The organism is Antarctobacter sp., from assembly GCF_034670325.1.
In the GTDB taxonomy this organism is placed as follows: Bacteria; Pseudomonadota; Alphaproteobacteria; order Rhodobacterales; family Rhodobacteraceae; genus Antarctobacter.
The window spans coordinates 447,861-471,235 of the sequence record NZ_JAXMNR010000003.1 but is presented as its reverse complement, the minus strand read 5'-3'; the positions used below and the strand labels follow the sequence as shown (position 1 = coordinate 471,235).

26 protein-coding genes and 1 tRNA gene are annotated in these 23,375 nt (G+C 63.1%); 14 read left to right on the top strand and 13 right to left on the bottom strand.

The features are described 5' to 3' along the window. The first annotated feature begins 525 nt into the window (after positions 1-525). The 4 genes from VOI21_RS10280 to VOI21_RS10265 all read left to right on the top strand — a co-directional run bounded on the left by VOI21_RS10280 (position 526) and on the right by VOI21_RS10265 (position 3,938). A complete protein-coding gene (locus VOI21_RS10280) occupies positions 526-1,488 on the top strand; it encodes an acetyl-CoA carboxylase carboxyltransferase subunit alpha (protein WP_323769764.1) in 963 nt (320 codons plus the stop codon). Positions 1,489-1,693: 205 nt separating this feature from the next. Beyond that, positions 1,694-2,704, top strand: coding sequence for a hypothetical protein (locus tag VOI21_RS10275; protein WP_323769763.1), 1,011 nt, complete (start codon positions 1,694-1,696; stop codon positions 2,702-2,704). Positions 2,705-2,789: 85 nt separating this feature from the next. Continuing rightward, entirely contained in the window at positions 2,790-3,503 is a 714-nt protein-coding gene (locus VOI21_RS10270; protein WP_323769762.1) for a cytochrome c biogenesis CcdA family protein, read from the top strand. A gap of 21 nt (positions 3,504-3,524) precedes the next feature. Continuing rightward, positions 3,525-3,938: a thioredoxin family protein gene (locus VOI21_RS10265; protein WP_323769761.1), complete on the top strand. Its 414-nt coding sequence runs from the start codon at positions 3,525-3,527 to the stop codon at positions 3,936-3,938. Positions 3,939-3,999: 61 nt separating this feature from the next. On the opposite strand, the gene VOI21_RS10260 is transcribed toward VOI21_RS10265, so the two are convergent. Next, a complete protein-coding gene (locus VOI21_RS10260; protein WP_323769760.1) occupies positions 4,000-4,647 on the bottom strand; it encodes a GntR family transcriptional regulator in 648 nt (215 codons plus the stop codon). 206 nt (positions 4,648-4,853) lie between these two features. Between VOI21_RS10260 and VOI21_RS10255 the strand changes: the two genes are divergently transcribed. Further along, positions 4,854-5,342, top strand: coding sequence for a J domain-containing protein (locus tag VOI21_RS10255; protein WP_323769759.1), 489 nt, complete (start codon positions 4,854-4,856; stop codon positions 5,340-5,342). Here VOI21_RS10255 and VOI21_RS10250 read toward each other — a convergent pair. Continuing rightward, a complete protein-coding gene (locus VOI21_RS10250; RefSeq protein ID WP_323769758.1) occupies positions 5,339-6,028 on the bottom strand; it encodes a SprT family zinc-dependent metalloprotease in 690 nt (229 codons plus the stop codon). The two genes, VOI21_RS10255 and VOI21_RS10250, sit on opposite strands and share 4 nt — an antisense overlap. Before the next feature lie 105 nt (positions 6,029-6,133). Here VOI21_RS10250 and VOI21_RS10245 point away from each other — a divergent pair, with 105 nt between their 5' ends. From VOI21_RS10245 to VOI21_RS10230, 4 genes are all read left to right on the top strand, one after another. Continuing rightward, positions 6,134-6,457, top strand: a complete 324-nt coding sequence (locus tag VOI21_RS10245) for a TIGR02300 family protein (RefSeq protein WP_323769757.1) — start codon at positions 6,134-6,136, stop codon at positions 6,455-6,457. Positions 6,458-6,651: 194 nt separating this feature from the next. Further along, positions 6,652-6,727: transfer RNA gene (locus tag VOI21_RS10240), tRNA-Ala, on the top strand. A 527-nt stretch (positions 6,728-7,254) separates the two neighbouring features. Beyond that, positions 7,255-9,225, top strand: a complete 1,971-nt coding sequence (locus VOI21_RS10235) for an OmpA family protein (protein ID WP_323769756.1) — start codon at positions 7,255-7,257, stop codon at positions 9,223-9,225. A 2-nt stretch (positions 9,226-9,227) separates the two neighbouring features. Further along, positions 9,228-9,713 (top strand): DUF6653 family protein, encoded by a 486-nt coding sequence (locus VOI21_RS10230; protein WP_323769755.1) that lies wholly within the window; start codon positions 9,228-9,230, stop codon positions 9,711-9,713. Positions 9,714-9,736: 23 nt separating this feature from the next. Here the strand turns inward: VOI21_RS10230 and VOI21_RS10225 are convergent, their stop codons facing one another. Then, a complete protein-coding gene (locus VOI21_RS10225) occupies positions 9,737-10,054 on the bottom strand; it encodes a hypothetical protein (RefSeq protein ID WP_323769754.1) in 318 nt (105 codons plus the stop codon). 5 nt (positions 10,055-10,059) lie between these two features. Then, complete coding sequence (locus tag VOI21_RS10220) at positions 10,060-10,827, bottom strand: sulfite exporter TauE/SafE family protein (RefSeq protein WP_323769752.1); 768 nt, start codon at positions 10,825-10,827, stop codon at positions 10,060-10,062. A gap of 238 nt (positions 10,828-11,065) precedes the next feature. On the opposite strand from VOI21_RS10220, the gene VOI21_RS10215 reads away from it, so the two are divergent. From VOI21_RS10215 to VOI21_RS10205, 3 genes are all read left to right on the top strand, one after another. Next, on the top strand, positions 11,066-12,751 hold the full coding sequence (locus tag VOI21_RS10215) for an acyl-CoA dehydrogenase family protein (RefSeq protein ID WP_323769751.1): 1,686 nt from the start codon (positions 11,066-11,068) through the stop codon (positions 12,749-12,751). A 178-nt stretch (positions 12,752-12,929) separates the two neighbouring features. Beyond that, positions 12,930-13,265 (top strand): carboxymuconolactone decarboxylase family protein, encoded by a 336-nt coding sequence (locus tag VOI21_RS10210; protein ID WP_323769750.1) that lies wholly within the window; start codon positions 12,930-12,932, stop codon positions 13,263-13,265. Between the two features lie 137 nt (positions 13,266-13,402). After that, a complete protein-coding gene (locus VOI21_RS10205) occupies positions 13,403-13,855 on the top strand; it encodes an EF-hand domain-containing protein (protein ID WP_323769749.1) in 453 nt (150 codons plus the stop codon). Positions 13,856-13,934: 79 nt separating this feature from the next. On the opposite strand, the gene pheT is transcribed toward VOI21_RS10205, so the two are convergent. The 9 genes from pheT to pyk all read right to left on the bottom strand — a co-directional run bounded on the left by pheT (position 13,935) and on the right by pyk (position 21,826). Continuing rightward, positions 13,935-16,340 carry a phenylalanine--tRNA ligase subunit beta gene (gene pheT / locus VOI21_RS10200; RefSeq protein ID WP_323769748.1) on the bottom strand — a complete coding sequence of 802 codons (2,406 nt, stop codon included), beginning with the start codon at positions 16,338-16,340 and terminating at the stop codon, positions 13,935-13,937. A 76-nt stretch (positions 16,341-16,416) separates the two neighbouring features. After that, positions 16,417-16,698 (bottom strand): YrhK family protein, encoded by a 282-nt coding sequence (locus tag VOI21_RS10195; protein WP_323769747.1) that lies wholly within the window; start codon positions 16,696-16,698, stop codon positions 16,417-16,419. Between the two features lie 21 nt (positions 16,699-16,719). Further along, positions 16,720-17,109, bottom strand: coding sequence for a hypothetical protein (locus tag VOI21_RS10190; RefSeq protein WP_323769746.1), 390 nt, complete (start codon positions 17,107-17,109; stop codon positions 16,720-16,722). Between the two features lie 164 nt (positions 17,110-17,273). Beyond that, a complete protein-coding gene (gene pheS, locus VOI21_RS10185) occupies positions 17,274-18,347 on the bottom strand; it encodes a phenylalanine--tRNA ligase subunit alpha (protein ID WP_323769745.1) in 1,074 nt (357 codons plus the stop codon). Between the two features lie 81 nt (positions 18,348-18,428). Next, positions 18,429-19,154, bottom strand: a complete 726-nt coding sequence (locus tag VOI21_RS10180) for a gamma-glutamylcyclotransferase (RefSeq protein ID WP_323769744.1) — start codon at positions 19,152-19,154, stop codon at positions 18,429-18,431. Positions 19,155-19,394: 240 nt separating this feature from the next. Further along, positions 19,395-19,760: a 50S ribosomal protein L20 gene (rplT, locus tag VOI21_RS10175; protein WP_089279945.1), complete on the bottom strand. Its 366-nt coding sequence runs from the start codon at positions 19,758-19,760 to the stop codon at positions 19,395-19,397. Positions 19,761-19,774: 14 nt separating this feature from the next. Next, a complete protein-coding gene (gene rpmI, locus VOI21_RS10170) occupies positions 19,775-19,975 on the bottom strand; it encodes a 50S ribosomal protein L35 (RefSeq protein WP_089279946.1) in 201 nt (66 codons plus the stop codon). A 156-nt stretch (positions 19,976-20,131) separates the two neighbouring features. After that, positions 20,132-20,356: a hypothetical protein gene (locus VOI21_RS10165; RefSeq protein ID WP_323769743.1), complete on the bottom strand. Its 225-nt coding sequence runs from the start codon at positions 20,354-20,356 to the stop codon at positions 20,132-20,134. A 24-nt stretch (positions 20,357-20,380) separates the two neighbouring features. After that, positions 20,381-21,826 (bottom strand): pyruvate kinase, encoded by a 1,446-nt coding sequence (gene pyk / locus VOI21_RS10160; protein ID WP_323769742.1) that lies wholly within the window; start codon positions 21,824-21,826, stop codon positions 20,381-20,383. Between the two features lie 161 nt (positions 21,827-21,987). Here pyk and VOI21_RS10155 point away from each other — a divergent pair, with 161 nt between their 5' ends. Together VOI21_RS10155 and VOI21_RS10150 are read left to right on the top strand one after the other, a co-directional pair. Further along, a complete protein-coding gene (locus VOI21_RS10155) occupies positions 21,988-22,728 on the top strand; it encodes an N-formylglutamate amidohydrolase (protein WP_323769741.1) in 741 nt (246 codons plus the stop codon). 14 nt (positions 22,729-22,742) lie between these two features. Next, the gene (locus tag VOI21_RS10150; protein WP_323769740.1) at positions 22,743-23,057 is read left to right on the top strand and encodes a DUF1244 domain-containing protein; all 315 of its coding nucleotides are present in this window, start codon (positions 22,743-22,745) and stop codon (positions 23,055-23,057) included. The last annotated feature ends 318 nt before the right edge of the window (positions 23,058-23,375 follow it).

Here is a 23,375-nt window from a genome sequence, read left to right as displayed (position 1 = left end):
TCAAAGCGTTCAACGGCATCAGCAGCCTCGCACCTTCGCTCCAGCGGTTGAAGTGGTACTGACAGGAAAGCTGTCGCAACGGCGAAGAACTCTGGCATCAGTTACGGCCGGACGGTTTCAAGCGGCGCCGCCGCGTCGTCTGGGAATGGGCGACGCACCAATGCCGAGCCGAGGCTGCACCCCCTGAAAGGAGCAAGAAAATGTCCTCCGAGCCAAAAGATCGCGCGTTTGGTGCCAAAGGTTTGCGCCCGCCACGTGCTGAACGGGTAGCCAACCACATTGAGAGACAGTCGCGGAGTTTCAAACAATACGTCCTTGGCACTCCTGATCTTCGCGGCGACGTGGCCAGATGAGGCGGACAGTCCTGAAAGAAATGCGCCTCTTCGGCTTCTTCTCTGTCCAAATACCCCTTCCCTACAGCAAATCCCGGCCTGCCGTCGCCTTAGGGCGCGACTGACCGACATATCTTGCTTTATTGCATCCGGACGGCGGCGAGGTCATATAGCGCCGTGCAAGGAGACGCCGATGACCCATTACCTCGACTTCGAAAAACCGCTGGCAGACATCGAAGGCAAGGCCGAAGAACTGCGCGCCATGGCCCGGCAGAGTGAGGACATGGATGTCGAGGCAGAGGCCAAGGCGCTGGACGGCAAGGCCAAGACGCTGCTCAAGGACTTGTACGGCAAGCTTACGCCGTGGCGCAAATGTCAGGTCGCGCGCCACCCCGAGCGTCCCCATTGCAAGGATTACATCGAGGCGCTGTTCACCGAGTTCACGCCCTTGGCCGGGGACCGCAACTTTGCCGAGGACGACGCCGTCATGGGCGGTCTGGCGCGGCTGGATGACCGCCCGGTCATGGTGATCGGCCACGAAAAGGGCCACGACACCACGTCGCGCATCACCCGCAACTTTGGCATGGCCCGACCTGAGGGATACCGCAAGGCGCTCCGGCTGATGGATATGGCCGACCGTTTCGGTCTGCCGGTGGTCACATTGATCGACACGCCCGGCGCCTATCCCGGCAAGGGTGCCGAGGAACGCGGCCAGTCCGAGGCGATCGCCCGCGCAACCGAGAAATGCCTGCAAATCGGCGTGCCGCTGGTCTCCGTGATCATCGGCGAAGGCGGCTCTGGCGGGGCGGTGGCCTTTGCCACCGGCAACCGCGTGGCGATGCTGGAACACGCGGTCTACTCGGTGATCTCGCCCGAGGGCTGCGCCTCGATCCTGTGGAAAGACGCGGACAAGATGCGCGAAGCCGCCGAAGCGCTGCGCCTGACCGCGCAGGACTTGCATCAACTGGGCGTCTGCGACCGGGTGATCCCCGAACCGCTGGGCGGCGCGCACCGCGCGCCTGCGACCGCGATCAAAGCGGTCCACACTGCGATCAACGGCCTTTTGACCGACCTCGATGGTATGAGCAGAGAGGAACTGATCCGCGCGCGTCGAAACAAGTTTCTGAACATGGGTTCCAAAGGATTGGCGGCCTGATCCGATGCTGGAAGGCCTGGACCGGGTGGACTGGGCCCGGCTGAGACACGCATACGGACCGGCGACGGACGTACCCGCCTTGTTACGGGCAGTGGCGGTTGGGGGCAGGCCTCAGGCAGGACGCGCCCTATCCCGACTTACCGATGCGATCTGCGACGGGGGACGGCGCGGGTACTCAGCAACGCCTGCCACGATACCGTTCCTGGTGGAACTGGCGCTTCGCCCCGGCCCCCATGCCCCCGGTCTGTTCCACCTGTTGCGGGCCATCGCCGCGCCAATCAGCCAGTACATGCTGGACAACAGGCTGAGCACAAAAGCGTTCTATGCAGAAATGGCCCGCGCCGAGGCCGGGCACAGCCCGCCTGACCGCGAACATGCCGAAGAGCACGGGGGGACTGCGCGTGTTCGGGGCGCTTGTATGGCGGCGGTGTCGGCGGCTGTGCCACAGCTAATCGGGTTGTTGAACAACGCACCCCCGGCGCTGGTCGCGCCGCTATTGATGCTGCTCGCGGAGGTTCCAGAGCGATGGTCCGACAGCGCGCCGCGCATCATCAGCACATTAGACACGTCATCTGACCCGGCCGTTCAGCGCGCGGGCGTCTATGCATTGGGCAGGCTATCCCGATCGGTGGAAACCGGCGATGCCGACGCCGTCTTGCGGGCTTGGCTGTCCCCCCGGCATCCTTTGCCCGTTCGGGCAGAGGCCGCGTTGGGGATGACCTCATCAGAATCCGCGCGGCGTGACGTGCTGCTGCAGGCTTTGCAAGGCGCGGACAGCTTGTACGGCACCGACAAGGCAGACGGACAGTTGCGACGTTCACAGGCTTGGACGGCGGATCGCGTCGCGGCACAACTTGCCCGTTGGCGCGGGACAGAGGCCCAGCGCGCCGAAACCGTCACAACGATCATTGCTGCCCTGCCACAGGCGCGGGCCGCAGATGCAGTCACGGCCGGGTTGGTGCGCGCATTGCTGACAGCCCTTGCGGCAGGTGCCCCGATCGAGGGGATGTTCCGGGGCCGTCGCCGGTCCATGCTGACAGACCTTGACCGGCACGCATTGCAGGCCATCGTCGCGCATGGCGACTGGATCGCCAACGACACCCGCAATGCCGCTTTTGCCAGTATGATGCAGCGCTGTGGGCTGCCGGACACCGGCCCCGATCTGGACAAATTCGCCACCCGGCCCGGCGTGCTCGCCCGCCTGCTGCGGCGCTGAGCCGTAATATTTCCCCACGCTAGAGTGATGCACCGTCAGGGCATCGTAGGGTGACAGCGCGCGGGACTCTGGCGATATTCCCACCATGGAATTGATATTCGCATATGGCGCGGGCCTGCTGACGCTGATCAACCCCTGCGTGGTGCCGGTGCTGCCGATTGTCATCGCCACAGCTTTGCAGGCCAGCCGCCTGGGACCGCTGGCGATGGCCGCCGGGTTGAGCCTGTCGTTTGTGGTGCTGGGGCTGGGGATCACCGCCTTTGGCCATGCGATTGGTCTGGACGTCGACACCGTGGCCAAGGCCGGGGCGGTGCTGATGGTGCTGTTTGGACTGGCGCTTTTGCTGCCACAGGGGGCCGTGCTGATGGAGACCGCCACCGCCGGTCTGTCGGCGCGCGCCGATGCGCAGATGGATCACGTGGACCGCAGCGGGCTGCGCGGCCAGTTCCTTGGCGGGATGCTGCTGGGCGCAGTCTGGAGCCCCTGTATCGGCCCGACGCTGGGTGGGGCTATCTCACTTGCCAGTCAGGGACAAAATCTTGGTTGGGCGGCACTGATCATGATGTTCTTCGCGCTGGGGGTGTCCACCCTGATCCTTGGGTTGGCCTATGGCACGCGCGGAGCCATTGGCCGATACAACGCACAAATGCGCGCGCTGGCGATCCGCGCCCGCCCGATCCTCGGCGCAACCTTCGTGGCCGTCGGGCTCGCGCTGTTTTTCAATCTGCACCACGTGATCGAGGGATGGCTGGTCGGTGCTCTGCCCGCTTGGCTGATCGACCTCTCGGTTGCCCTCTGACATTTTCAAGGAGACAAACTCATGGACCGTCGCACTTTTATGACCATCGCCGCTGGCAGCGCCCTTGCCCTGCCCTTTGCCGCCGCGGCCGCCCCTCTGGGCTACACACCCGGACTGGTCACGACCCGACTTGGCAAAGGCGAGACCGTCTTTCTCGACTTCAAGGCAAGCTGGTGTTCGACCTGTGCCGCGCAGGATCGGGTGATCAAGGCGCTCAAGGACGAGAACGCCGCTTATGAGCAGCACATCACCTTTATCGACGTCGACTGGGACGCCTACGGCAAATCCGAACTGTCCAAGTCGCTGCGCATTCCGCGCCGGTCCACGCTGGTGGTGCTGAAGGGTGAGCAAGAATTGGGTCGCATCGTTGCCCAGACCTCTCGCAGCACGATCAAGGGGCTGATGGATACCGCCCTTGGTGCGGCAATGGCCTGAGGGCGCGCGTCGCCACCAGGATCAGCGGTTAGAACGCTGACTTATCCGCCCCCAAAGCGGGCTAACCCGCCAGCATCCGCAGCCCCTGCGTGACGTCCGAGCGCACCGCCAGCCGCAGGCCCGGTTCATCGCCCGCTTTCAGCGCGGCGATGATAAGCCGGTGATATTGCGGCGGCTCGGAGCGGCGCAGCCGTCCGTAAAGCGCGCGCATCGTCGGCCCAAGTTGTAACCACACGGTTTCCGCCATAGCCAGCATCGCCGGGGCCTGTGCGCGCAGGTACAGCGTGCGGTGAAATTCCAGATTGGTGCGAATATAGCCCACGGAATCGCGGTTCGACACGACATCGGCGATGCTGGCGTTGATCGTCTGCAGACGGTCGATCAACGCGATATGCGCCCTTGGCAGCGCGCGTGAGGCCAGTTCCACCTCGATCAATGCCCGCAATGCCGCCAACTCCTCGATCCTCTCGTTGGACAGTTCGGGAGTCGAGACCCGGCCCGAAGTCGACATTTGCAGCGCGCCTTCGGCGACCAACCTGTTTATCGCCTCACGCGCAGGAGTCATCGAGACACCAAATTCGCGCCCTAAACCACGCAGGGTCAACGCCTGACCCGGTGCGATCTGGCCGTGCATGATCCGCGTGCGCAAGCCGCGATAGACGCGATCATGGGCCGATGCGGCGATGTCTGTTCTCAGGGTTCCTTGCATGGTCTCATTTGTGATCACGTTTCATGCGGGGGTCAATTGCACTCAGGCGCGCAGGGCAATTTCGCCCGGCCCCCTCTTAACCTTCTGTTCAGAAACAAGCTGAAAATCATTCGCCGCGAATTTATATACACTTTGAGACGCATCGTCCGATTTGCCAGACGGTATCGGCGAGGTCCACCTCACAGCACCGCGCCAAAGGTATCGCCATGACCCGCATCGCCCCCCAACAGGCCTACGCCGTTCTTGGCGTGACATCGCAGGATGATTTCGCCACGATCCGAAAGGCTTGGGTGCGTTTGGTCAAGGAAAACCACCCCGACGCCCTTGGCGGCGACATCGAGACCGCAACCCGGCGGCTGTCGCGGATCAACGACGCATACGACTCGTTGCGGTGGCACAGTCCGGAAAAGCTGCGCATCCACAAGGCGCGTGAAGACCAGCGCCGTCAGGAAGCCCGAGACGAGCGCACCCGGCGAGAGGACGCCCTGCGCACGCGTCGAACCAGTCCCGTCAACCGGGCAAAAACCGCGCGCCGCGACACGGCCCCTTCAGAAGATCCGGGCCGCCAAGCGCCCACCGTTCCCGCCTTGCGGGAGGTTGGCAACCTTCTGGCCGACCACGCGCGGCGCAACTACAGGGAAGTGCAGAAGATCTGTAACCATGTCGCTGAGGCAGTCATGATACGCGACGCCTAGTCAAACCGGTATCGGTGCAGCTCCGTGCCATGATCTTTCAGCCATTTTCGGGGCGCGCGCCAATCGCCATACAGCGCCTCGACCTGCCGCCAAAAGGCCGCCGAATGATTCATATGGGCCAGATGGGCCACCTCATGCGCGGCGACGTAGTCCAGCACCTCTGGGTGGCCCAGTATCAGCCGCCAAGAATACATCAAACCACCGTCATGGGTACACGATCCCCAGCGAGACCGCGTGTCCCGCAGTGTGAGGCGGCTATAGCCGCGCCCCAGCCGCGCCGCATAGCGATCTGACGCCTCCGACAGCCGGTCCCTTGCACGCGTCCGCAACCAGCCTTTCAACCGCGCGGCGGCCTGTTGTTCCGGGCCGGGCACCAACAGCAGCCCCGCCTCTTGCCGCACCGTGCGTCCCGTACCGCTGCGGATTTCATGCGGCACGCCTTCGATCGGCAGTCGCGCGCCCGGCCCCACCATCACCGGACCGGACACATCCGCCAGTTGTCCGCGCAGCCAGTCCTCCTTGGCGCGCAGAAAGGCGACGCCCTCGGCCTCTGGCACCGCGTTGGGCAGAGTCAGGGTCACACGCCCGTCCAGCCGCGAGACCCGCAGGCTAAGACGGCGCGCGCGCGCCGACCGACGCAGCTGAACCGCGATCAATGGGTTGCCAGCCAAGGTAATCTGCCCCATATGCCCCTAGCCTCGCTCCCTTTGGTCAAAGGTTTTGACATCCGCCAACTGATATGGCAGGGGGCATAGATTGTCGACAGACACAAGAGTTGAAGGGGATCACCCATGCCCAAGGAAGAATGGGGCACCAAGCGTGTCTGCCCCACCACTGGAAAACGGTTCTACGACCTGAATCGCAACCCGATCGTCAGCCCCTATACCGGTGAGGTGGTCAACCTCGAAACCGGCAAGCGCAGCATGATCGCGGCGGACTCGGCCGATGCGGCCAATCCGAAGACGAAGAAGGACGAGGAAGAGGTCGAACTGGTCGATGACGATGATGTCGGAGTCGAGCTTGAGGACGACGATGTTCTTGAGGACGAAGACGACGACGATGATGTGTCGCTGGACGAAATCGCCGACGTCGCAAGCGACGACGACGACTCCTGACGCAGGCCTTATCGGGGCATCTACAAAAACGCCGGTCGGTTTTCCGACCGGCGTTTTTCGTTCTGAGGGCGGCTTTGGCCCTGTCGGCCAAATGTTGCTGCGAAATTCTTGACCCGCCGCGATTTTCCGCTTGATCCCATCGGCGGCATTGCGTAATCACCCCGGCACGACGCCGGTGGCGTCGCCCAGGGAACGGGGCCTTAGCTCAGCTGGGAGAGCGCTACAATGGCATTGTAGAGGTCAGGGGTTCGATCCCCCTAGGCTCCACCATTCCCTCCCACCCCCTTGATATTTTTGAAAATCTCTGAATATCGGGGCATTGGGCAATGGGTGCCACAGCGGGCGGTTACGTCGATTGATCGGGCGGCGCCTGAAGATAGACGCATCCTTTGTCCTAGAGACGGCGAGATCGACGTGCAACGCCGGACCCCTGGAATAACAACCGCCTCCTCTTGGTCGCCGGCGGTCTGGTGTTCATCTTTGTGGCGCGCTCATCATGTATTCTGAATACAGACAGGGCCAGGAAAGCGAACTGCTCGATACGGTAAAACTTGAGGTGGCGGCCCTCTCACCCTCCTTACGCCGATCAGCCTACGACCGGATGCCGCTCACGTCAGTCAATGAACTATGTCGCAACCGCGTAAACCGACACGGACGCCGGTCCCGCCGCCGGGACAGAAACCCACATTTTCGCAAGCTCCGGCAGGTCGCCGGCCGGCTTCACCTTGTAGAGCGCCGTTCACAGGCGGGCGAATTGGCGCTATCCTTGCCTTGCGTCAACCGCATCCGGGGGCCACATGATCCGCCCGCTGCTTATTGCCTGTCTTGCCCTGATCCCGGCGGCCCCGCTTGGGGCGCAGGACCTCTTGGGCTTTGACGCCACACAATTCGGGCGCACCGTCCTGTCGCGCAAGCAGAGTTTCGGCAACCCGGTACCAGAGGTTGCTCTTGGGGCCTATAACAACGAACCCATCGCCACCTATTCGCCGAAATCGGTCTTTGCGCGCATGGGTCGCGCGGTCGGTCGGCTGGACATCCTCACCGACAGCGGCGTCTTTCCCTGCACTGCGTTTATCGTGGCCAAGGCCACCCTGTTGACCAACTTTCACTGCGTGCCCGGTATCCTCGACAATCCCAAGACCGGCGCCACCCGGATCGAGGCAATCCAGTTTGTCGCCGGATACACCCGGCAAGGGGTTGAGGCCGGTACCCGGCGCTATTTTGTCAGCGTCGAACCGGTCGAAAGGAACCGCGAACTGGATTATGCGGTGCTGCGGGTGATCGGCGATCCGTCAGAGGACTATGGCACGCTGAAGCTGTCGACCCATGCGCCGGACGACGGCGATCCGTTCTGGATCATCGGCCATCCGATGGGCGAGGCGCAGCGCATCAGCCGTGAGAAATGCCGCGCCAACGCCCCGGCCCTGACGAACGACCGGCTGCTACACACCTGCGACACGCTGCCGGGCAATTCCGGTTCTCCGGTAATCGACGCCGCGCTGCAGGCCGTGGTGGCGCTGCATCACGCAGGGTCCGACCGCGACTCGGTGAATTTTGCCGTGCCCATGGGATTGATCCTTGCCAGTTCCGACATTTTGAAAGCTGCGCCTCTTGTCGATGAACCCCTGCCCCCGGACGCGGTCCCGGTGGCTCCGCCCTCTCGTGACATGAGCAAACTGCTAGACGAAGTGGCCGCCATGGGCTTTCGCCTCGGCAAAGAGCGCGAGTCGCGCGAGAAAGCGCAGCAAGACCTTGCGCGGCTGCTTGCCGAACTGGAGGCCGCAAAGAGGGGCTTGAAGGGCGCAGACGAACAGGTCGCCCAACTGACCGGTGATTTGCAAAAAGCGCAGGACCGCGCTGCCCGCGTTCAGAAAGAAGTCGAGAACCTGCGGGCTGCATTGGCAGAAAGCGAGGCCGGCCGTGCCGGCAACCCCGACAGGGTGCGCGCTCTTGAAGAGCAACTGGCTGCGGCGCTGGCCGCACGGCTGGCGGCCGAGGCGTTGGCGCGCGACACGCGCGAACGGCTGGTCCTGACCGAAGATCGCGCATTGCAGGCCGACGTGCAGGTCAAGGCTCTGAGCCAGAACGTCGCCACATTGCGCCTCCAACTGCGCGACTTGCAGGCAGTGCTGGACGATGCCAAGGCCCGGGACGCCGCGGCGGACGTACGCCTGCAGAACCTAGGCTCGGAACTCAACGCCGCCCTCGCCCGCGTCGCGCAGGAAGAGCGTCGTCGGCGTCTTGCAGAAGAAGCCCAGCGCAAACAGGCCGAAGCACTGGCCGCACGTCTGGCATCCGAGGCCAAGAGCCTGAGCCTGCACCGTTCTGAGTTAAAGGGCCGACTGCGGGACGCGTTGGTCGGACAGAAAGGAGTGCAATTCGCCGGAGAACGCTTTGTCTTGCCGAACCAATTGCTGTTCCGTCCCGGCTCTGCCGATCTCTCTGCGGCTGGGCAACAGGAATTGGCACAGCTTGCGGACGTGCTGGCCGAGGTCGCAAACCGCATCCCGGCGGAAGTGGACTGGATCCTGCGCGTGGACGGCCATACCGACAATATACCAATCCGGTCCGGCGGGGATTTCGCGGACAACTGGGACCTCAGTCAGGCCCGCGCCTTGTCCGTCCTGCGCGCTTTGGTCGAGGGCGGATTTCCCGCGCACCGCCTTTCCGCCAACGGGTTCGGAGAGTTCCAGCCCCTTGACCCTGCCAACTCTGCCACCGCCCGCGCCCGCAACCGCCGCATCGAGCTTTCGTTGACGGACCGTTAGACATGGACATCGGTCACCTGACGGAACGTCTGATGGGCATGGATGATCGGACGTGGGCGCGCCATGCCAACCCGCTCAGCGGCTGGTCCCGGGTTGCCATCCTGCCGCTGCTTGCGCTGACGCTGTGGCTCCGTCTCAGGCTTGGCCCTTGGATCTGGGCTGCACTTACCCTGCTGGTGGTCTGGACATGGCTCAACCCGCGCCTTTTCCCGGAGCCCGCCGCGCTGACCAGCTGGATGTCCCGGGGGGTGCTGGGAGAGCGTGTCTGGTTGGCACGTAAAAAGACGCCCATTCCAGCCCATCACGCCCGCGCGGCCATGATCCTGAATATCTTGGCCGGGATCGGTTTCGTTCCGCTGGCCCTTGGCCTCTGGCGCTATGACCCCGGCCTTGTGCTGGCCGGTCTTGCGCTGACGATGGGCGGCAAGCTTTGGTTTCTGGACCGGATGGTCTGGCTGCACACCGACATGACGCGGCCCGACGGCTAGACCCGAGACACAGAATCCCGCCGTCAGACCGAGGCGAAACAGCCCAGCGCGGGGCCATGCACCCCGATGTCCAGCGGCCCGAACACGCTGTCTACGCAGAGGCTGAAATACCCGGCTTTCGGCATGAACAGGACAGAATAATCCCCGTCCGAGCGGGTCACGCTGTAACACGTCTGGGTCAGGCCGCCGCTGAATGTCACCGTGATTGGCCGGGGCCGCCGGACCCGAAGGCGCGCGAAATCCTCCAGCAACAGGCGGTCACCACGGCCCTGCACCGCAAAGCCCGCCAGTTCCCCGTCCACCAGTTGCGTTACATGGGCCGAAAGATCGTCACTTACCATGCGGCTCAGAGTAAGGCCCGGCGCACAAGGTTCAAGCCTGCAACCAACAGCACCACCAACGTGGCCCGTCGAAAGGCCTTTTGGTCAATCCGGTCCTGCGCCTGCCGCCCGATCCACATGCCCAGCAACGCCGGGGGCAACAACATCACCGACAGCCAGACCGTCTTCGCATTCAGCACGCCCGAGCCGATATGCGCCAGCGTCAGCGCCACAGCGCCCAGCCCGTAGATCACCCCCTGCACCCGCATCTGCTCGCGCTTTTCGGTGCCCAGTGCAGTCAGGTAGGCCACCGTTGGCGGCCCCCAGACACCCGAAAAGCCGCCGATGAACCCGGCAAATGCCCCGATCCCGATCTCTAGCCCCCGATGCCCGCCTTCGGTCACCCGTGGCTGCCAGCCCGCCAGTTGCAGCAACGCGAAAAAGGTGATTGGCCCGCCGATCATCAGCAGCAGAACTTGCGTCGGCACAATCGCCACCATCTGTGCGGACAACAATAACATGACAAAGGCGACGCCCAGAAACAGGCGGAACCGCCGCACCGACTGCATCGCTGCCTGCGGTCCCTGCGCAAGGGCCTGCACCCCGTTGGAGACAAGGGTCGGCAGGATCAATCCCGCCAGCGCCAGTTCTGGCGCGATCAGACTGCCCAGCCCCGAAACAAGGACCATCGGCATGGCAAATCCGACAAGCCCCTTGATAACACCGGACAGTGCCGCAATTCCAACGGCACAGAGCAAGACAAACGGGGTAAGATCAGCAAGGATTCCGGGCATGTTTTACGTCATAGCACGTGACCCAACGGCTGCACGCTGAATCTGAGTTGCGCAATAAATGATCACCACTGACGCGCTCAACGTATTTTTGTTGCGCTGCACCTGCAAAGTAGCTAGGACCAACGGGACAGCGGGCTTGGGGCGATCCTCTGATGTTCCGCACTGAAAAAAGAGACGCGCGCTGGCCATGCCCGGGCCACCCCGAAAGGGTCGGCGCAACACGAGAGGACCTGAATTCATGGCGCATGATGGACAAGACCTGACTCTGGACGGCGTAATTCTGCCCGATCTTCTGACACTTACCGGCGCGGCTGTGGCCCCGGTCGAGGCGATTCTTGAAACCGCGCGCGGCCATGTGCGTGAGATGGTGGTGGCCGACGGTCGCGTATCCGGCGCGTTGGTGGAACAGAACCAGTTCGCCGCTCACGGGCTGGCGTGGCTGGCGACCTATGTCGAATCGCTGCGGCAGATGCAGCATTGGGCCACGACGCTGGACAGCGAGGGCACCTTTGGCGAGGTCGAGCAACTGCTGCACCAGATCGCCTTTGGCGAATACCTGTCGCAGATCCACGGCGGCATCCAGATGAACCAGGGCGAGATCGTGCGCCTTGCCGACATGGGTCTCAATCAGGACGAACGCCGTGTAATGCTGACCGCCGAGGTCGAACATCTCATGCAGGCGGGCAACAATCCGGGTGCCCGCGCCCGCCTTGTCGAGTTGATGGAGGAACGTCGCGCCGAGGTGACGGTAGGACGCACCGGCCTTGACGACGAACTAGAGATGATCCGCGACCAATTCCGCCGCTACGCGGTCGAAAAGGTAGAACCCTATGCGCATGACTGGCACCTCAAGGACGAGTTGATCCCGATGGAAATCATCGAGGAACTGTCCGAAATGGGCGTCTTCGGTTTGACCATCCCGGAGGAATTCGGCGGTCTGGGTCTGTCCAAGGCGTCGATGTGCGTTGTGTCTGAGGAACTGTCACGCGGCTATATCGGCGTCGGCAGCCTTGGCACCCGGTCCGAGATTGCCGCCGAACTGGTGATCGCTGGCGGCACACAAGAGCAAAAGGAAAAATGGCTGCCCCGCTTTGCCAGCGGTGAGACCCTGCCGACAGCCGTCTTTACCGAACCGAACACCGGCTCTGACCTCGGCTCTTTGCGGACCCGCGCGGTCAAGGATGAGAACGGCGATTACCGAGTCACCGGCAACAAAACCTGGATCACCCATGCGGCCCGCGCGCATGTCATGACGCTGCTGGCCCGCACCGATAGCGAGACGGACAACTACAAGGGTCTGTCGATGTTCATCGCTGAAAAGACCCCCGGAACCGACGCAGACCCCTTCCCTACCGAAGGCATGACCGGCGGTGAGATCGAGGTGTTGGGCTATCGCGGCATGAAGGAATACGAGCTTGGCTTTGACGACTTCAAGGTCAAGGGAGAGAACCTGCTAGGCGGCGAGGAAGGCAACGGCTTCAAGCAGTTGATGGAAACGTTTGAGAGCGCCCGCATCCAGACCGCTGCCCGTGCCATCGGCGTGGCGCAATCGGCGCTGGACGTGGGTATGCAATACGCCATCGACCGCAAGCAGTTTGGCAAATCGCTGATCGCCTTCCCCCGCGTTTCCGGCAAACTGGCGATGATGGCGGTGGAAATCATGATCGCGCGTCAACTGACCTATTTCTCGGCCCGCGAAAAGGATGAGGGCCGCCGTTGTGACCTTGAGGCCGGTATGGCCAAGTTGCTGGGCGCCCGTGTGGCCTGGGCCAATGCGGACAACGCCTTGCAGATCCACGGTGGCAACGGCTTTGCGCTGGAATATCGGATCAGCCGCATTCTGTGCGACGCTCGCATCCTGAACATCTTCGAAGGAGCTGCCGAGATTCAGGCGCAGGTCATCGCGCGCCGCCTGCTGGCCTGAGACGTCCGGCACCAGCAAATGACGGGGCCGCGCCAACCGGCGGGGCCCCGTTCTTTTTGGCTCTGGCATAAACGGTCCACAGGCTTTGAGAGGCAAAGCCCCTGATCTGATCCCGATCAAGGACGCGCGCCTCATGTCGTGATCTTAGGCCCGCAGGATAACGAGCGGAGCCTCCTTCATGAGCTACAAAGACACACTCACCGCGATGAAACCGCAGGTGAAAAATTTCAACATCGCCATTGGTGACACCGCCCAAGGGTTTGGCGCTATTGCCAAAAGCCTCAAGGACGACGGCGCGCTGACCCACAAGGCCAAGGAACTGGTGGCCTTGGGCATCGCCGTGGCAATCCGCTGCGAACCCTGCATCCTTTTCCATACCGAGGCGCTGGTCCGCCTTGGGGCCACACGCGAAGAGATCGCCGAAACACTGGCGGTCTGTGTCGAGATGGGCGGCGGGCCGGGCATCATGTATGGCACCAAGGCGCTGGCCGCTTTTGACGAATTTTCTGCCTGAGCGTGATTGTTTCAATCCTGCGATGAGTGGCCCCTTCGGGGGCCATTCTCATTTTCATGACCTGCGACAGCCTGCCGCGACGGGATCACATTCCGGTATCGTTATATGACTGTTACCTCATAAAACGGATGGACCCGATGATCAGATATCTCACACTTGCCCTTGCGATCACCGCCACACCGACCCTTGCCCAGCAGGGCCAGCCCGGCGCGCATTTCGTTGAAAACTGGGACTTGGACGGCGACGGCAAGGTGACCGTCGAAGAGGCCACAGAGCGCCGAAACAGCGTTTTTGATGCTTTCGACAGCAATGAGGACGGGTTTCTGGACGCCGAGGAATACGTACTGTTCGACGAGGCACGCGCGGCCGACATGGCAGGTCAGGGCGGTCACGGGCGTGGCGCGATGATGCGCGCCGCAGATGGCATGCTGCTGGAGCGCAATGACACCGACAAGGACGGCAAGGTCAGCCGCGCAGAATTTACCGACAACGCCGCTGCGTGGATCACTGCGATGGACACAAACGAAGACGGTGCCGTCACCACCGCCGACTTCGGTCGCGGCAAGGGCATGGGCATGGGCAACAACTGAACGGCTGATTAGGGCGTAGGGCGGGGTTTACCCCGCCGCCCCGAAACCAAAGCGCAGGGCGGCTACCGCCCTGCAAGTATCACCCGCGCAGCGTGCCGCCTGTGGCCTTGCTCACCTTCTCGACAATCTTGGCAGAGATCGCCTCGATATCCTTTTCCTTCAGGGTCTTGTCGGTCGGCTGCAGGCGCACGGTGATGGCAAGGGACTTCTTGCCCTCACCCAGACTGCCGCCGATGAACTCATCGAACACGCGCACATCGTCGATCAGCCCCTTGTCGGCCCCTGCGGCCGCGTTGACCAGCGTCAGCGCCTCGACCTCTGCGTCCACCACAAAGGCAAAGTCACGCTCGACTGCCTGCAGGTCGTTCAGCACCAGCGCCGCCCGCGTTGCGCCGGACTTGCGCGGCATCGGCACCTGTTCCGGCCAGATCACAAAACCCACGGCTGGGCCTTTGATGTCCAGCGCGTCCAGAACCTTGGGGTGCAATTCGCCAAAGACGCCCAGCGTTTTCTTGGGGCCAAGACAGAAGCGGCCATGCCGCCCGGGATGCCACCAGCCTTCGCCGCCGCGCAGGATCTGCATCTTGGCGGGCGCGCCGATGGCCGCCAGAACCGCCTCGGCATCCGCCTTGGCATCGAACAGATCCACGGCGCGCGCGGCACCGTGTACGTCCTTTGGCCCGGTTCGGCCCACCAGCACACCGGCAACCTGCACGTGCTGCTCACCCGGCTCACCGCCGTCGAACACATGACCAACCTCGAACAGCGCCACATCGGCAAAGCCGCGCGCCTGATTGCGCGCCGCCGCCTGCAACAACCCCGGCAACAGCGAGGGCCGCATATGGCTCATTTCCGAGCTGATCGGGTTGGCGAGCATATGCGCATCGTCGCCGCCCCCAAACAGCGCCGCTGCGGCCTGATCGACAAAGCTGTAGGTGACACATTCGTTATAGCCCAGCGCCGCCACGGTGCGGCGCGCGCTACGCTCTCGGACCTGCGAGGGCGACAGGACGGGCCGCACCACCCCTTCGGACAGACGCGGCAGCGGCGTGCCTTTCAGCTTGGTCAGCGAGGCGATGCGCGCCACCTCTTCGACCAGATCGGCCTCTCCCATCACGTCGGGACGCCACGACGGCACATGCGCCATGTCGCCGTCCATGCGAAAGCCAAGCGCCTCCAGCGTGGCGCGCTGGGTGTCGGCGGGGATTTCCATGCCGACCAGCGATACAACGCGGTCCGTGTCCAGCTTGTAGGCACGGTCCGTGTCCGGCACTTCGCCCGCCACGACAACCTCGGACGCCTCACCGCCACAGAGATCAAGGATCATCTGCGCCGCGTCCTCCATCGCCTGCATGTTGTAGGCCGGGTCAATGCCGCGCTCGTTGCGATAGCGCGCGTCGGAGTTGATCTTGAGCGCGCGGCCCGTGTGGGCGATCTGAATGCGATCCCAGACGGCGGCCTCAAGGAAGACATTGACCGTCTCCTCGGTGCAGCCAGTTTGCAGCCCGCCCATGATGCCACCAATCGACTCGATGCCCTCGGCGTCAGAGATCACAACCTGCCCGTCGGAGAAGGCGTAATCCTTCTCATCCAGACCAACCAGCGTCTGGCCGCCCGTGGCGCGATGGATGCGCAGGACGCCGCCCTTGACTTTATCCGCGTCAAAGACGTGAAGCGGGCGGTTGCGGTCAAAGGTGAAGAAGTTCGTCACATCCACCAGCGCCGAGATCGGGCGCAGCCCAATGGCGCGCAGACGGTCCTGCAACCACTGCGGGCTTGGCCCGTTCTTGACGCCCTTGATCAGCCGCCCGGCGAAGATGTGACAGCCGCCCTCACCCGCCGTGTCGGCGTCGATGGTGACGGAGATCGGACAGGGAAAGCTTCCCTTGACCTGCTCGACCTTCAGCGGTCTCAGCGTGCCCAGCCCCCGCGCCGCCAGATCGCGCGCAATGCCGTGGATGCCCAGCGCGTCCTGACGGTTGGGCGTGATCGCAATTTCGATCACCGGGTCGACCTTGGAGGGATCGTTCTGCGCCAGCCAGTCGGTGAACTTTTGCCCAACTTCGCCCGAGGCCAGTTCGATGATGCCGTCGTGATCCTCACCCAGTTCCAACTCGCGCATGGAGGCCATCATGCCGTGGCTCTCAACACCCCGGATGTTGCCGACCGACAGGGTCACATCCAGACCGGGCACATAATCGCCCGGCTTGGCCAGAACCACGGTGATCCCGGCCCGCGCGTTGGGCGCACCGCAGACGATCTGCTTTTCGCCCTCGTCGGTCATGACCTTGCAGACGCGCAAGCGATCGGCGTCGGGATGCTGTTCAGCCTCCTGTACCTTTGCCAGCGTAAAGGAGGACAGCGCCTTGGCCGGGTCGACGACCTCTTCGACCTCCAGCCCCAGATCGGTCAGGGCCTCGGCGATCTCATCAACCGTGGCCGTGGTGTCGAGGTGCTCTTTGAGCCAGGAGAAGGTGAATTTCATCGGATCGTGCCCCGCCTATGCGTCTGTTGGCGCGTGCTTAGCGGATCGGCCCGGGGGTGAAAAGAGGCGCGCGCGCTCAGTCGCGAAACCGCTCGGCAAGGTCGTCGGTGTCGCCCATGGCTGCCAGCTTTAACTCACGCACCAATCGCAGGGTCGGCTTAAGCGCAAAACAGGCGGACCCGACCACAAAGAACCAGATCGCCACCGTTTCCCAAGCGGCCCAGAAGAACATCACCGACCCGATCAGAAAGCAGAAGGCGGCAATGAAATCGACGATGGTATGGGCGATCTCGAAGGCCGCGAAGACGCGGCGCGATTCTGCGCTGCGCTCGCGGTTCTCGTGGGAAAACAGCGGCATGGCTGGGGATTGTCTTTCGGATCAACGAATGATGGCGCGAACCGAATAGCTGAGCGGGTCAAAACAATCGCCCATCAGCAGCGTGAAGGAGGTCGGGTAGTTGGGTTTGTCGAACTGCAACAGCGCGCGCCCCCACTGGTTGCCGGACTGCGCGTTGTAGGACATGGAGCCAAGGCAATAGCCCGGCCCCTTGCCGATCCAGAACGCCTCATGCACGCCGCGATTGTCAAAGTTCCCCGCAAGGCCGGGGATCACCAGCGTGGCCTGATAGCCGTCGAAGTTGCGAAAGGAGAACACCGCCGCGCCATCGGTTTCCGCCTCATAGACAAAGGCCCCAATGTCGCTGTCCCAGACCTCATCGGCAAGGGCGGGGGTGGCAAGCAGGGCGGCAAGGGTCAGGGCGCGGAACATGGCAGGTCTCCGTGGGTTAATGTTGGGCGGAGAGTGGCATGAACGGCGCGCACTGGACAGCAAGGATTTCAAGACCTTTGCAGGCCCAGCGCGACCGGGAATGCCTCAATTCGACAAAGGCGGACGACCACCCGAAATGCGACCCTCGCCGTGTCTACGGTTGCCTACCTACTCAAACCACCATGCAGCGTCGGCACATCAAGGCTCGCAAACCCGTAATGCCGCAGCCAGCGCAGGTCGGAATCAAAGAACGCCCGCAGGTCCGGGATGCCGTATTTCAACATCGCGATCCGGTCGATCCCCATCCCGAATGCAAAGCCCTGCCATTCATTCGGGTCCACCCCCGCCGCCGACAGCACCTTGGGGTGGACCATGCCGGACCCCAGAACCTCTAGCCAACCGTCGCCTTCGCCGATCTTCAACTGGCCGTTGTCCCACGAGCACTGAATATCCACCTCAGCCGACGGCTCGGTGAAGGGAAAGTGCGACGCGCGGAAGCGGGTCTTGATGCCGTCGATCTCAAAGAAAGCGGAAAAGAACTCTTCCAGCACCCATTTCAGGTTCGCCATCGAGATATGTTTGTCGATGGCCAGCCCCTCGACCTGATGGAACATCGGGGTGTGGGTCTGGTCATAGTCGGCGCGGTACACGCGGCCCGGCGCGATGATCCGGCAGGGCGCGCCGTGTTTTTCCATATGCCGGATCTGCACCGGCGAGGTATGGGTGCGCAGCACATGCGGCGGGCGATTGTCGCCCTCGGCGCGGTGCATGTAGAACGTGTCCATCTCGGCCCGCGCGGGGTGGTGCGACGGGATGTTCAGCGCGTCAAAGTTATACCAGTCGCTGTCGATCTGCGGCCCCTCGGCCACGGCAAAACCCATGTCGGCAAAGATGGCAGAGACTTCATCCATGACCTGACTGACCGGGTGGATCGTGCCACGGCGCTGCGCCCGCACCGGCAGGGTCACATCCAGCCATTCGGTGCGCAGCCGCTCTTCCAGCGCCACATCGGCCAGCGCGGCCTTCTTCGCCGCCAGCGCCGAGTTGATCTCATCCTTGAGCTTGTTCAGCGCGGGGCCGGCCACTTGCCGCTCTTCCGGGCTCATCTTGCCCAGTTCGCGCATCTTCAGGCTGATCTCGCCCTTCTTGCCCACGGCGGTGACGCGCAGGTCCTCCAGCGCGCTCTCGTCGCCCGCTTCGGCAATCAGGGTGATGTATTTTTCGCGCAGATCGTCCATGTCACGTCCCTCAGGCTTGCCCGCGTGGGGTTAGCCCTGCCCCGCCCGCTTTGCAACCGTTTGAATGCCGCGCGGGCGGTGTCAGGCGCCGGCGCGTGCCCGCGCCTCTGTCAGCAGGCGCATCACCTCGGCATCCTCGATCCGCAGCGTGTCCAGATGTTCGGCAAGGTTTTCGACATAGGCCAGACTGCTGCCCAGAAAGCCGGTGCCCTTGGCCAACATCGTCACCTGCTGTTCGTGGGTCAGATCCGGCCGGATATTGTCGGCCTCATGATTGGCCATGAACGCCAGCGCCTCGACCTCACCAAAGGCGGTCTCGGCGCGCAGAAATTCGGCATGATAGGCCTGACCGATACGTTCGCGCGCCCAAAGGCTGTAGGTCTCTGCCTCCAGATCCTCGGTTGCCAGCCGAAAGACCAGCCCGTGACAGCCGTCCCCCTTGTCCAGTGCCGCCATAAGGCCCGGCATGTCCTCTGTCCCGCGTGCGCCCTTGGTGTCGCACAGGATGAACCGCCGGGCGACACCGGGTACCCAGGCGCGGCGCACCTCGGCAAACCGCACCGCCGGATCCCACATCAAAGAGCCGTAGCCAAAGACCCACAGATCGCGGTCCATACGCCCCGCCATGACGCGGGCGCGGTCTGCCTCACGCTCGGCATCGGGGCTGATCCAGTCCTCATCCAGCCCCCGCTCCCGCAGCATGGCACGTACTTTTTCGGCGTGGAAATCCGCAAAGAACGACTCTGCGCGCGGAGTGATCAGCGGGCGCAGGTTCGGGTGGTGATGGAAAGGATCGATCTGGGACACGCGTCACGCCTTTTCGACTGGACCACAGTCACCTTGCCGCGCGGCAGCCTTGTTGGAAAGCCCCGGCCCGGCGGAAAAGGTGGCTGCACCAAATGACTGCCTTCAGCGCTGTTACGAAATTGCCCAGTCGACCGGTCGAACAGGTGTGTCCCGGCGTCGCTACGGAAGACCTGTGTACCAAACAAAAGGCCCGGGCGCTGTCGCCCGGGCCTTTCGAACTGTCTGTCAGGTGTCTGCGGCTTATGCCGGCAGCGCACCTTTCGCCTGATCCACGATCGCGGCAAAGGCTGCGGGCTCGTGCACGGCCAGATCGGCCAGAACCTTGCGGTCCACTTCGATCCCGGCCAGCGTCAGGCCGTTGATGAAGCGCGAGTATGTCAGCGATTCGTCATGGGCGCGCACGGCGGCGTTGATCCGCTGAATCCACAGGGCGCGGAAGTTGCGCTTGCGGTTCTTGCGGTCGCGGGTCTTGTACTGGTTGGCCTTGTCAACGGCCTGCGCTGCCACCTTGAAGGTGTTCTTGCGGCGGCCGTAATAGCCTTTCGCCTGGTCAATGACCTTCTTGTGACGCGCGTGGGTGACGGTTCCGCCTTTTGTACGGGGCATCTCTCAGTCTCCTATCAGCGGTCGTAGGGCATGAACTGCTTGACGATCTTGGCGTCAGGCTTGCTCATGGTTGTGGTGCCGCGGGCGTCGCGGATGAATTTCTTGGTGCGCTTGATCATGCCGTGGCGCTTACCGGCCTGCGCCGTCAGCACCTTGCCGGTGGCTGTCACCTTAAAGCGCTTTTTGGCGCTCGATTTCGTCTTCATCTTGGGCATTTCGATCTCCGTTCTTTAGCGCGACTCGGCATGCCTCTTGTGGCCGGACGCGCGGTTGGAGCGCGCCGTATAAAAGGGCACCCTCCCGATTGCAAGAGTTTAGCACACTGTGAGGCGGGATATGTGGCTCCGCCTCCTTAATGGGTCGAAACCGGATCAGTTCAGGATTTGCCCGATCACACCGTAAAAGACATCCGGAAGGTCGGACCAGGCATAGCCGCCTTCCTTTCCCCGCACGGACCAGAGGATCAGACCACCCCCGCCCAGCAGCAAGAGCGTGCCTATCCGTGGCGCGCGCCTGTCGGCCCAGGCCGACAGGATCGCCGGCAGGGACAGAACCACCAGCCCCATCCCTGCCACAAGCATCACATCCGGTTGCATCCAGCGCCCCTTCCGACGCCGAACTTATTCGGGATCGGTCGAGTAAATCAAACGCTCGTTGCAGGGGGCGACGCGCAGGATGTTCGTGCTGCCAGGCTGGTTGAAGGGCACGCCCGCAGTGAGCACGATCTGATCGTTCTCATCCGCATACCCTTCGGCGCGGGCGGCGCGGGCGGCGTTGACCACCGCCTGCTTGAACCGCTCCAGTTCTCCAGTCATCACGCATTGCGTGCCCCAGGTCAGCGACAGCCGACGCGCAGCACCCCGCATCGGGGTCATGGCGATGATCGGCACGCGGGGACGTTCCCGCGCCACCAGCGCCGCCGTGGTGCCCGACGAGGTGAAACAGCAGATCACCTTGACGTCTGTCGTCTCGGCGATTTCGCGTGCCGCAGCCACGATCCCGTCCGCCACCGACTTGCGCTCGGCAGAGCGTGACGCCTCGATCACGTCGCGGTAGGTCGGATCGCTCTCGACCGAGACGGCCACGTTGTTCATCGTCTGGACCGCTTCGATCGGGTACTGACCCGCTGCCGACTCTGCCGACAGCATGATCGCATCCGTGCCCTCGTAGATCGCGCCGGAGACGTCCGACACCTCTGCCCGCGTCGGCATCGGCGATTCGATCATCGATTCCAGCATCTGCGTGGCCACGATCACCGGCTTGGCCGCCGCGCGGCATTTGCGCACAAGACGTTTCTGGATTGGCGGCACGGCCTGCACCGGCAGCTCCACACCCAGATCGCCCCGCGCGACCATGATGCCGTCGGACACGGCCAGAATCTCATCGAAACACTCAACCGCCGAGGGCTTTTCGATCTTCGAGATGATCGCCGCACGGCCCCAGACCAACCGGCGTGCCTCTTCGACGTCCTCGACGCGCTGCACAAAGGACAGCGCCAGCCAGTCGATGCCAAGCGCGCAGGCGAATTCCAGATCGCGGCGGTCCTTTTCGGACAGCGCGGCCAGCGGCAGCACAACGTCGGGCACGTTCACGCCCTTGCGGTTGGAAATCGTGCCGCCCGCCTCGACCGTGCAATTGGCATGATCCTTGCCGCAGTCCGTGACCCGCAAGCGAATCTTGCCGTCGTTGACCAGCAGGCGCGCGCCGCCATTCAGAGCGGCAAAAATCTCGGGGTGAGGCAGTTGCACACGGTTTTGATCGCCCGGGGTCGGGTCCAGATCGAGGCGGAATTGCTGCCCCCACTCCAGTTCCTCGGACCCATTCGCAAATTCCCCGACGCGCAGTTTCGGCCCCTGAAGGTCGGCCAGAATGCCGATCGGGCTGTCGAGATCCTTTTCGACCTGCCGGATCATCTTGTGGCGTTCTTCGATCTCTTCGTGGGTGCCGTGGCTCATATTGAGGCGAAAGACATCCGCCCCGGCCTCATGCAACGCCCGGATCATCTCATAGGTGTTGGAGGCGGGCCCTAGCGTGGCCACGATCTTGACGTTGCGTTCACGTTTCATCTCAGTCTCCCCTGCCCTGTGGGCTGTGGCGGCGACGCGCGGCCCCGCTGGGCCGATCGCGCGTGCAGTTGCGGCGTTAACGCTAACACCGCTGTTGTTATCTCGTATTTCCCTTCGCCGCGCAACTGACATATGTGTAGCGGGCCAGCAATGACGAGACCATGACATATTCTCCCTGTAAGATCATAGGCGAAAGCCGTCCCAGCCGTATCCTGATCACCTGTGACCACGCCGCGAACACCGTTCCGCCCGATCTGGGCGGCTCTCTGGGTTTGCCGGTGTCGGACATGGCGCGCCACATAGCTTATGATGTGGGGGCCGCCGGGGTGTCCATCGAACTGGGAGAGCTGCTGGACGCGCCGGTGGTGCTGTCCAACTTTTCGCGCCTTGTGATCGACCCGAACCGGGGTGAAGACGATCCGACGCTGTTGATGAAACTGTATGACGGCTCTGTCATTCCGGGCAATCGGCACGCGGATGCCGCCGAAAAGGCGCGCCGTCTGGACGCGTATTATCGTCCATACGACGCGGCGCTGGCCAAGATGGTCGCGCGGCGCGAGGATGTGGCGATTGTCGCGATCCATTCGTTCACGCCGCAGCTGCATGGCCGACCGGCGCGGCCTTGGCATGTGGGGGTGCTGCACGCCGCTTGGGACGCGCGGCTGTCGGACCCGCTGATTGACTTGCTGGAGGCGCAGGCCGATCTGGTGGTGGGGCGCAATGAGCCCTACCCCGGCCACCTGCCCGGCGACGCGATTGACCGGCACGCCCTGCGGGATGGGCGGCAGAATACGTTGATCGAGGTCCGCAACGATCTGATCGAGGAAGAGGTCGGCCAGAGGCATTGGGCGGCGCGGCTGGCCCCGCTGCTGGAACAGGCTCTGGCCGCCGCGAAAGACTGATAAGGAGAGACGGAATGGATGAGCAGACACGCATCGAAATCGAGGCCGCGGCCTTTCGTCGGCTGCGCAAGCATTTGATGGAAGAACGCCCCGACGTTCAGAATATCGACCTGATGAATCTGGGCGGATTCTGCCGCAATTGTCTCAGCCGCTGGTATATGGAGGCGGCGAACGAAAAGGGCATCGAGATGGGCAAGGATGAGGCCCGCGAGATCTATTATGGGATGCCTTTTTCCGAGTGGAAGGCCAAGTATCAGACCGAGGCCGGGGCGGACAAGCAAGCGGCATTTGAGACGGCATTCAAAGAGAATGTGACCGACAAAGAATAGGGCTGTCCACGTGTGGACAGCCTGTGCCCTGTGTAAGATCAATGGCTTACAGAGGCGTTTTTAGGTTTTGTTCATCATTGGGCTTTGGTGTGTAGTGTGACTCGGGGGCCCGGACCAGTCGTGCATCGCGACAAAAGAGCGGGGCACCACCGTTCCAATCGCGAGCAGCATTTGACCGCTTTCAGCCCCGTTTGACTGGGGCTGCGCGGCGTCCCAAGAGCCATTGCCAGAGAGGCGAAAAGGTCTTTGGTCAATCGAGATCAGACCAAATAGTAACCGACATGTTGCGTCCCCCGGAACCGCCAGTCGCCATTATGG

Bases quoted from the DNA above. Each gene is read 5' to 3' on its own strand.
- VOI21_RS10165 (WP_323769743.1), bottom strand. From the start codon at position 20,356: ATGCAACCGGATGTGATGCTTGTGGCAGGGATGGGGCTGGTGGTTCTG.
- rplT (WP_089279945.1), bottom strand. From the start codon at position 19,760: ATGCCCCGTACAAAAGGCGGAACCGTCACCCACGCGCGTCACAAGAAG.
- pheS (WP_323769745.1), bottom strand. From the start codon at position 18,347: ATGGACGATCTGCGCGAAAAATACATCACCCTGATTGCCGAAGCGGGC.
- VOI21_RS10245 (WP_323769757.1), top strand. From the start codon at position 6,134: ATGCCCAAGGAAGAATGGGGCACCAAGCGTGTCTGCCCCACCACTGGA.
- VOI21_RS10190 (WP_323769746.1), bottom strand. From the start codon at position 17,109: ATGTTCCGCGCCCTGACCCTTGCCGCCCTGCTTGCCACCCCCGCCCTT.
- VOI21_RS10155 (WP_323769741.1), top strand. From the start codon at position 21,988: ATGACATATTCTCCCTGTAAGATCATAGGCGAAAGCCGTCCCAGCCGT.
- VOI21_RS10270 (WP_323769762.1), top strand. From the start codon at position 2,790: ATGGAATTGATATTCGCATATGGCGCGGGCCTGCTGACGCTGATCAAC.
- VOI21_RS10235 (WP_323769756.1), top strand. From the start codon at position 7,255: ATGATCCGCCCGCTGCTTATTGCCTGTCTTGCCCTGATCCCGGCGGCC.
- VOI21_RS10220 (WP_323769752.1), bottom strand. From the start codon at position 10,827: ATGCCCGGAATCCTTGCTGATCTTACCCCGTTTGTCTTGCTCTGTGCC.
- pyk (WP_323769742.1), bottom strand. From the start codon at position 21,826: ATGAAACGTGAACGCAACGTCAAGATCGTGGCCACGCTAGGGCCCGCC.
- VOI21_RS10150 (WP_323769740.1), top strand. From the start codon at position 22,743: ATGGATGAGCAGACACGCATCGAAATCGAGGCCGCGGCCTTTCGTCGG.
- VOI21_RS10265 (WP_323769761.1), top strand. From the start codon at position 3,525: ATGGACCGTCGCACTTTTATGACCATCGCCGCTGGCAGCGCCCTTGCC.
- VOI21_RS10195 (WP_323769747.1), bottom strand. From the start codon at position 16,698: ATGCCGCTGTTTTCCCACGAGAACCGCGAGCGCAGCGCAGAATCGCGC.
- VOI21_RS10210 (WP_323769750.1), top strand. From the start codon at position 12,930: ATGAGCTACAAAGACACACTCACCGCGATGAAACCGCAGGTGAAAAAT.
- VOI21_RS10230 (WP_323769755.1), top strand. From the start codon at position 9,228: ATGGACATCGGTCACCTGACGGAACGTCTGATGGGCATGGATGATCGG.
- VOI21_RS10255 (WP_323769759.1), top strand. From the start codon at position 4,854: ATGACCCGCATCGCCCCCCAACAGGCCTACGCCGTTCTTGGCGTGACA.
- VOI21_RS10225 (WP_323769754.1), bottom strand. From the start codon at position 10,054: ATGGTAAGTGACGATCTTTCGGCCCATGTAACGCAACTGGTGGACGGG.
- VOI21_RS10250 (WP_323769758.1), bottom strand. From the start codon at position 6,028: ATGGGGCAGATTACCTTGGCTGGCAACCCATTGATCGCGGTTCAGCTG.
- VOI21_RS10260 (WP_323769760.1), bottom strand. From the start codon at position 4,647: ATGCAAGGAACCCTGAGAACAGACATCGCCGCATCGGCCCATGATCGC.
- VOI21_RS10205 (WP_323769749.1), top strand. From the start codon at position 13,403: ATGATCAGATATCTCACACTTGCCCTTGCGATCACCGCCACACCGACC.
- pheT (WP_323769748.1), bottom strand. From the start codon at position 16,340: ATGAAATTCACCTTCTCCTGGCTCAAAGAGCACCTCGACACCACGGCC.
- VOI21_RS10280 (WP_323769764.1), top strand. From the start codon at position 526: ATGACCCATTACCTCGACTTCGAAAAACCGCTGGCAGACATCGAAGGC.
- VOI21_RS10215 (WP_323769751.1), top strand. From the start codon at position 11,066: ATGGCGCATGATGGACAAGACCTGACTCTGGACGGCGTAATTCTGCCC.
- rpmI (WP_089279946.1), bottom strand. From the start codon at position 19,975: ATGCCCAAGATGAAGACGAAATCGAGCGCCAAAAAGCGCTTTAAGGTG.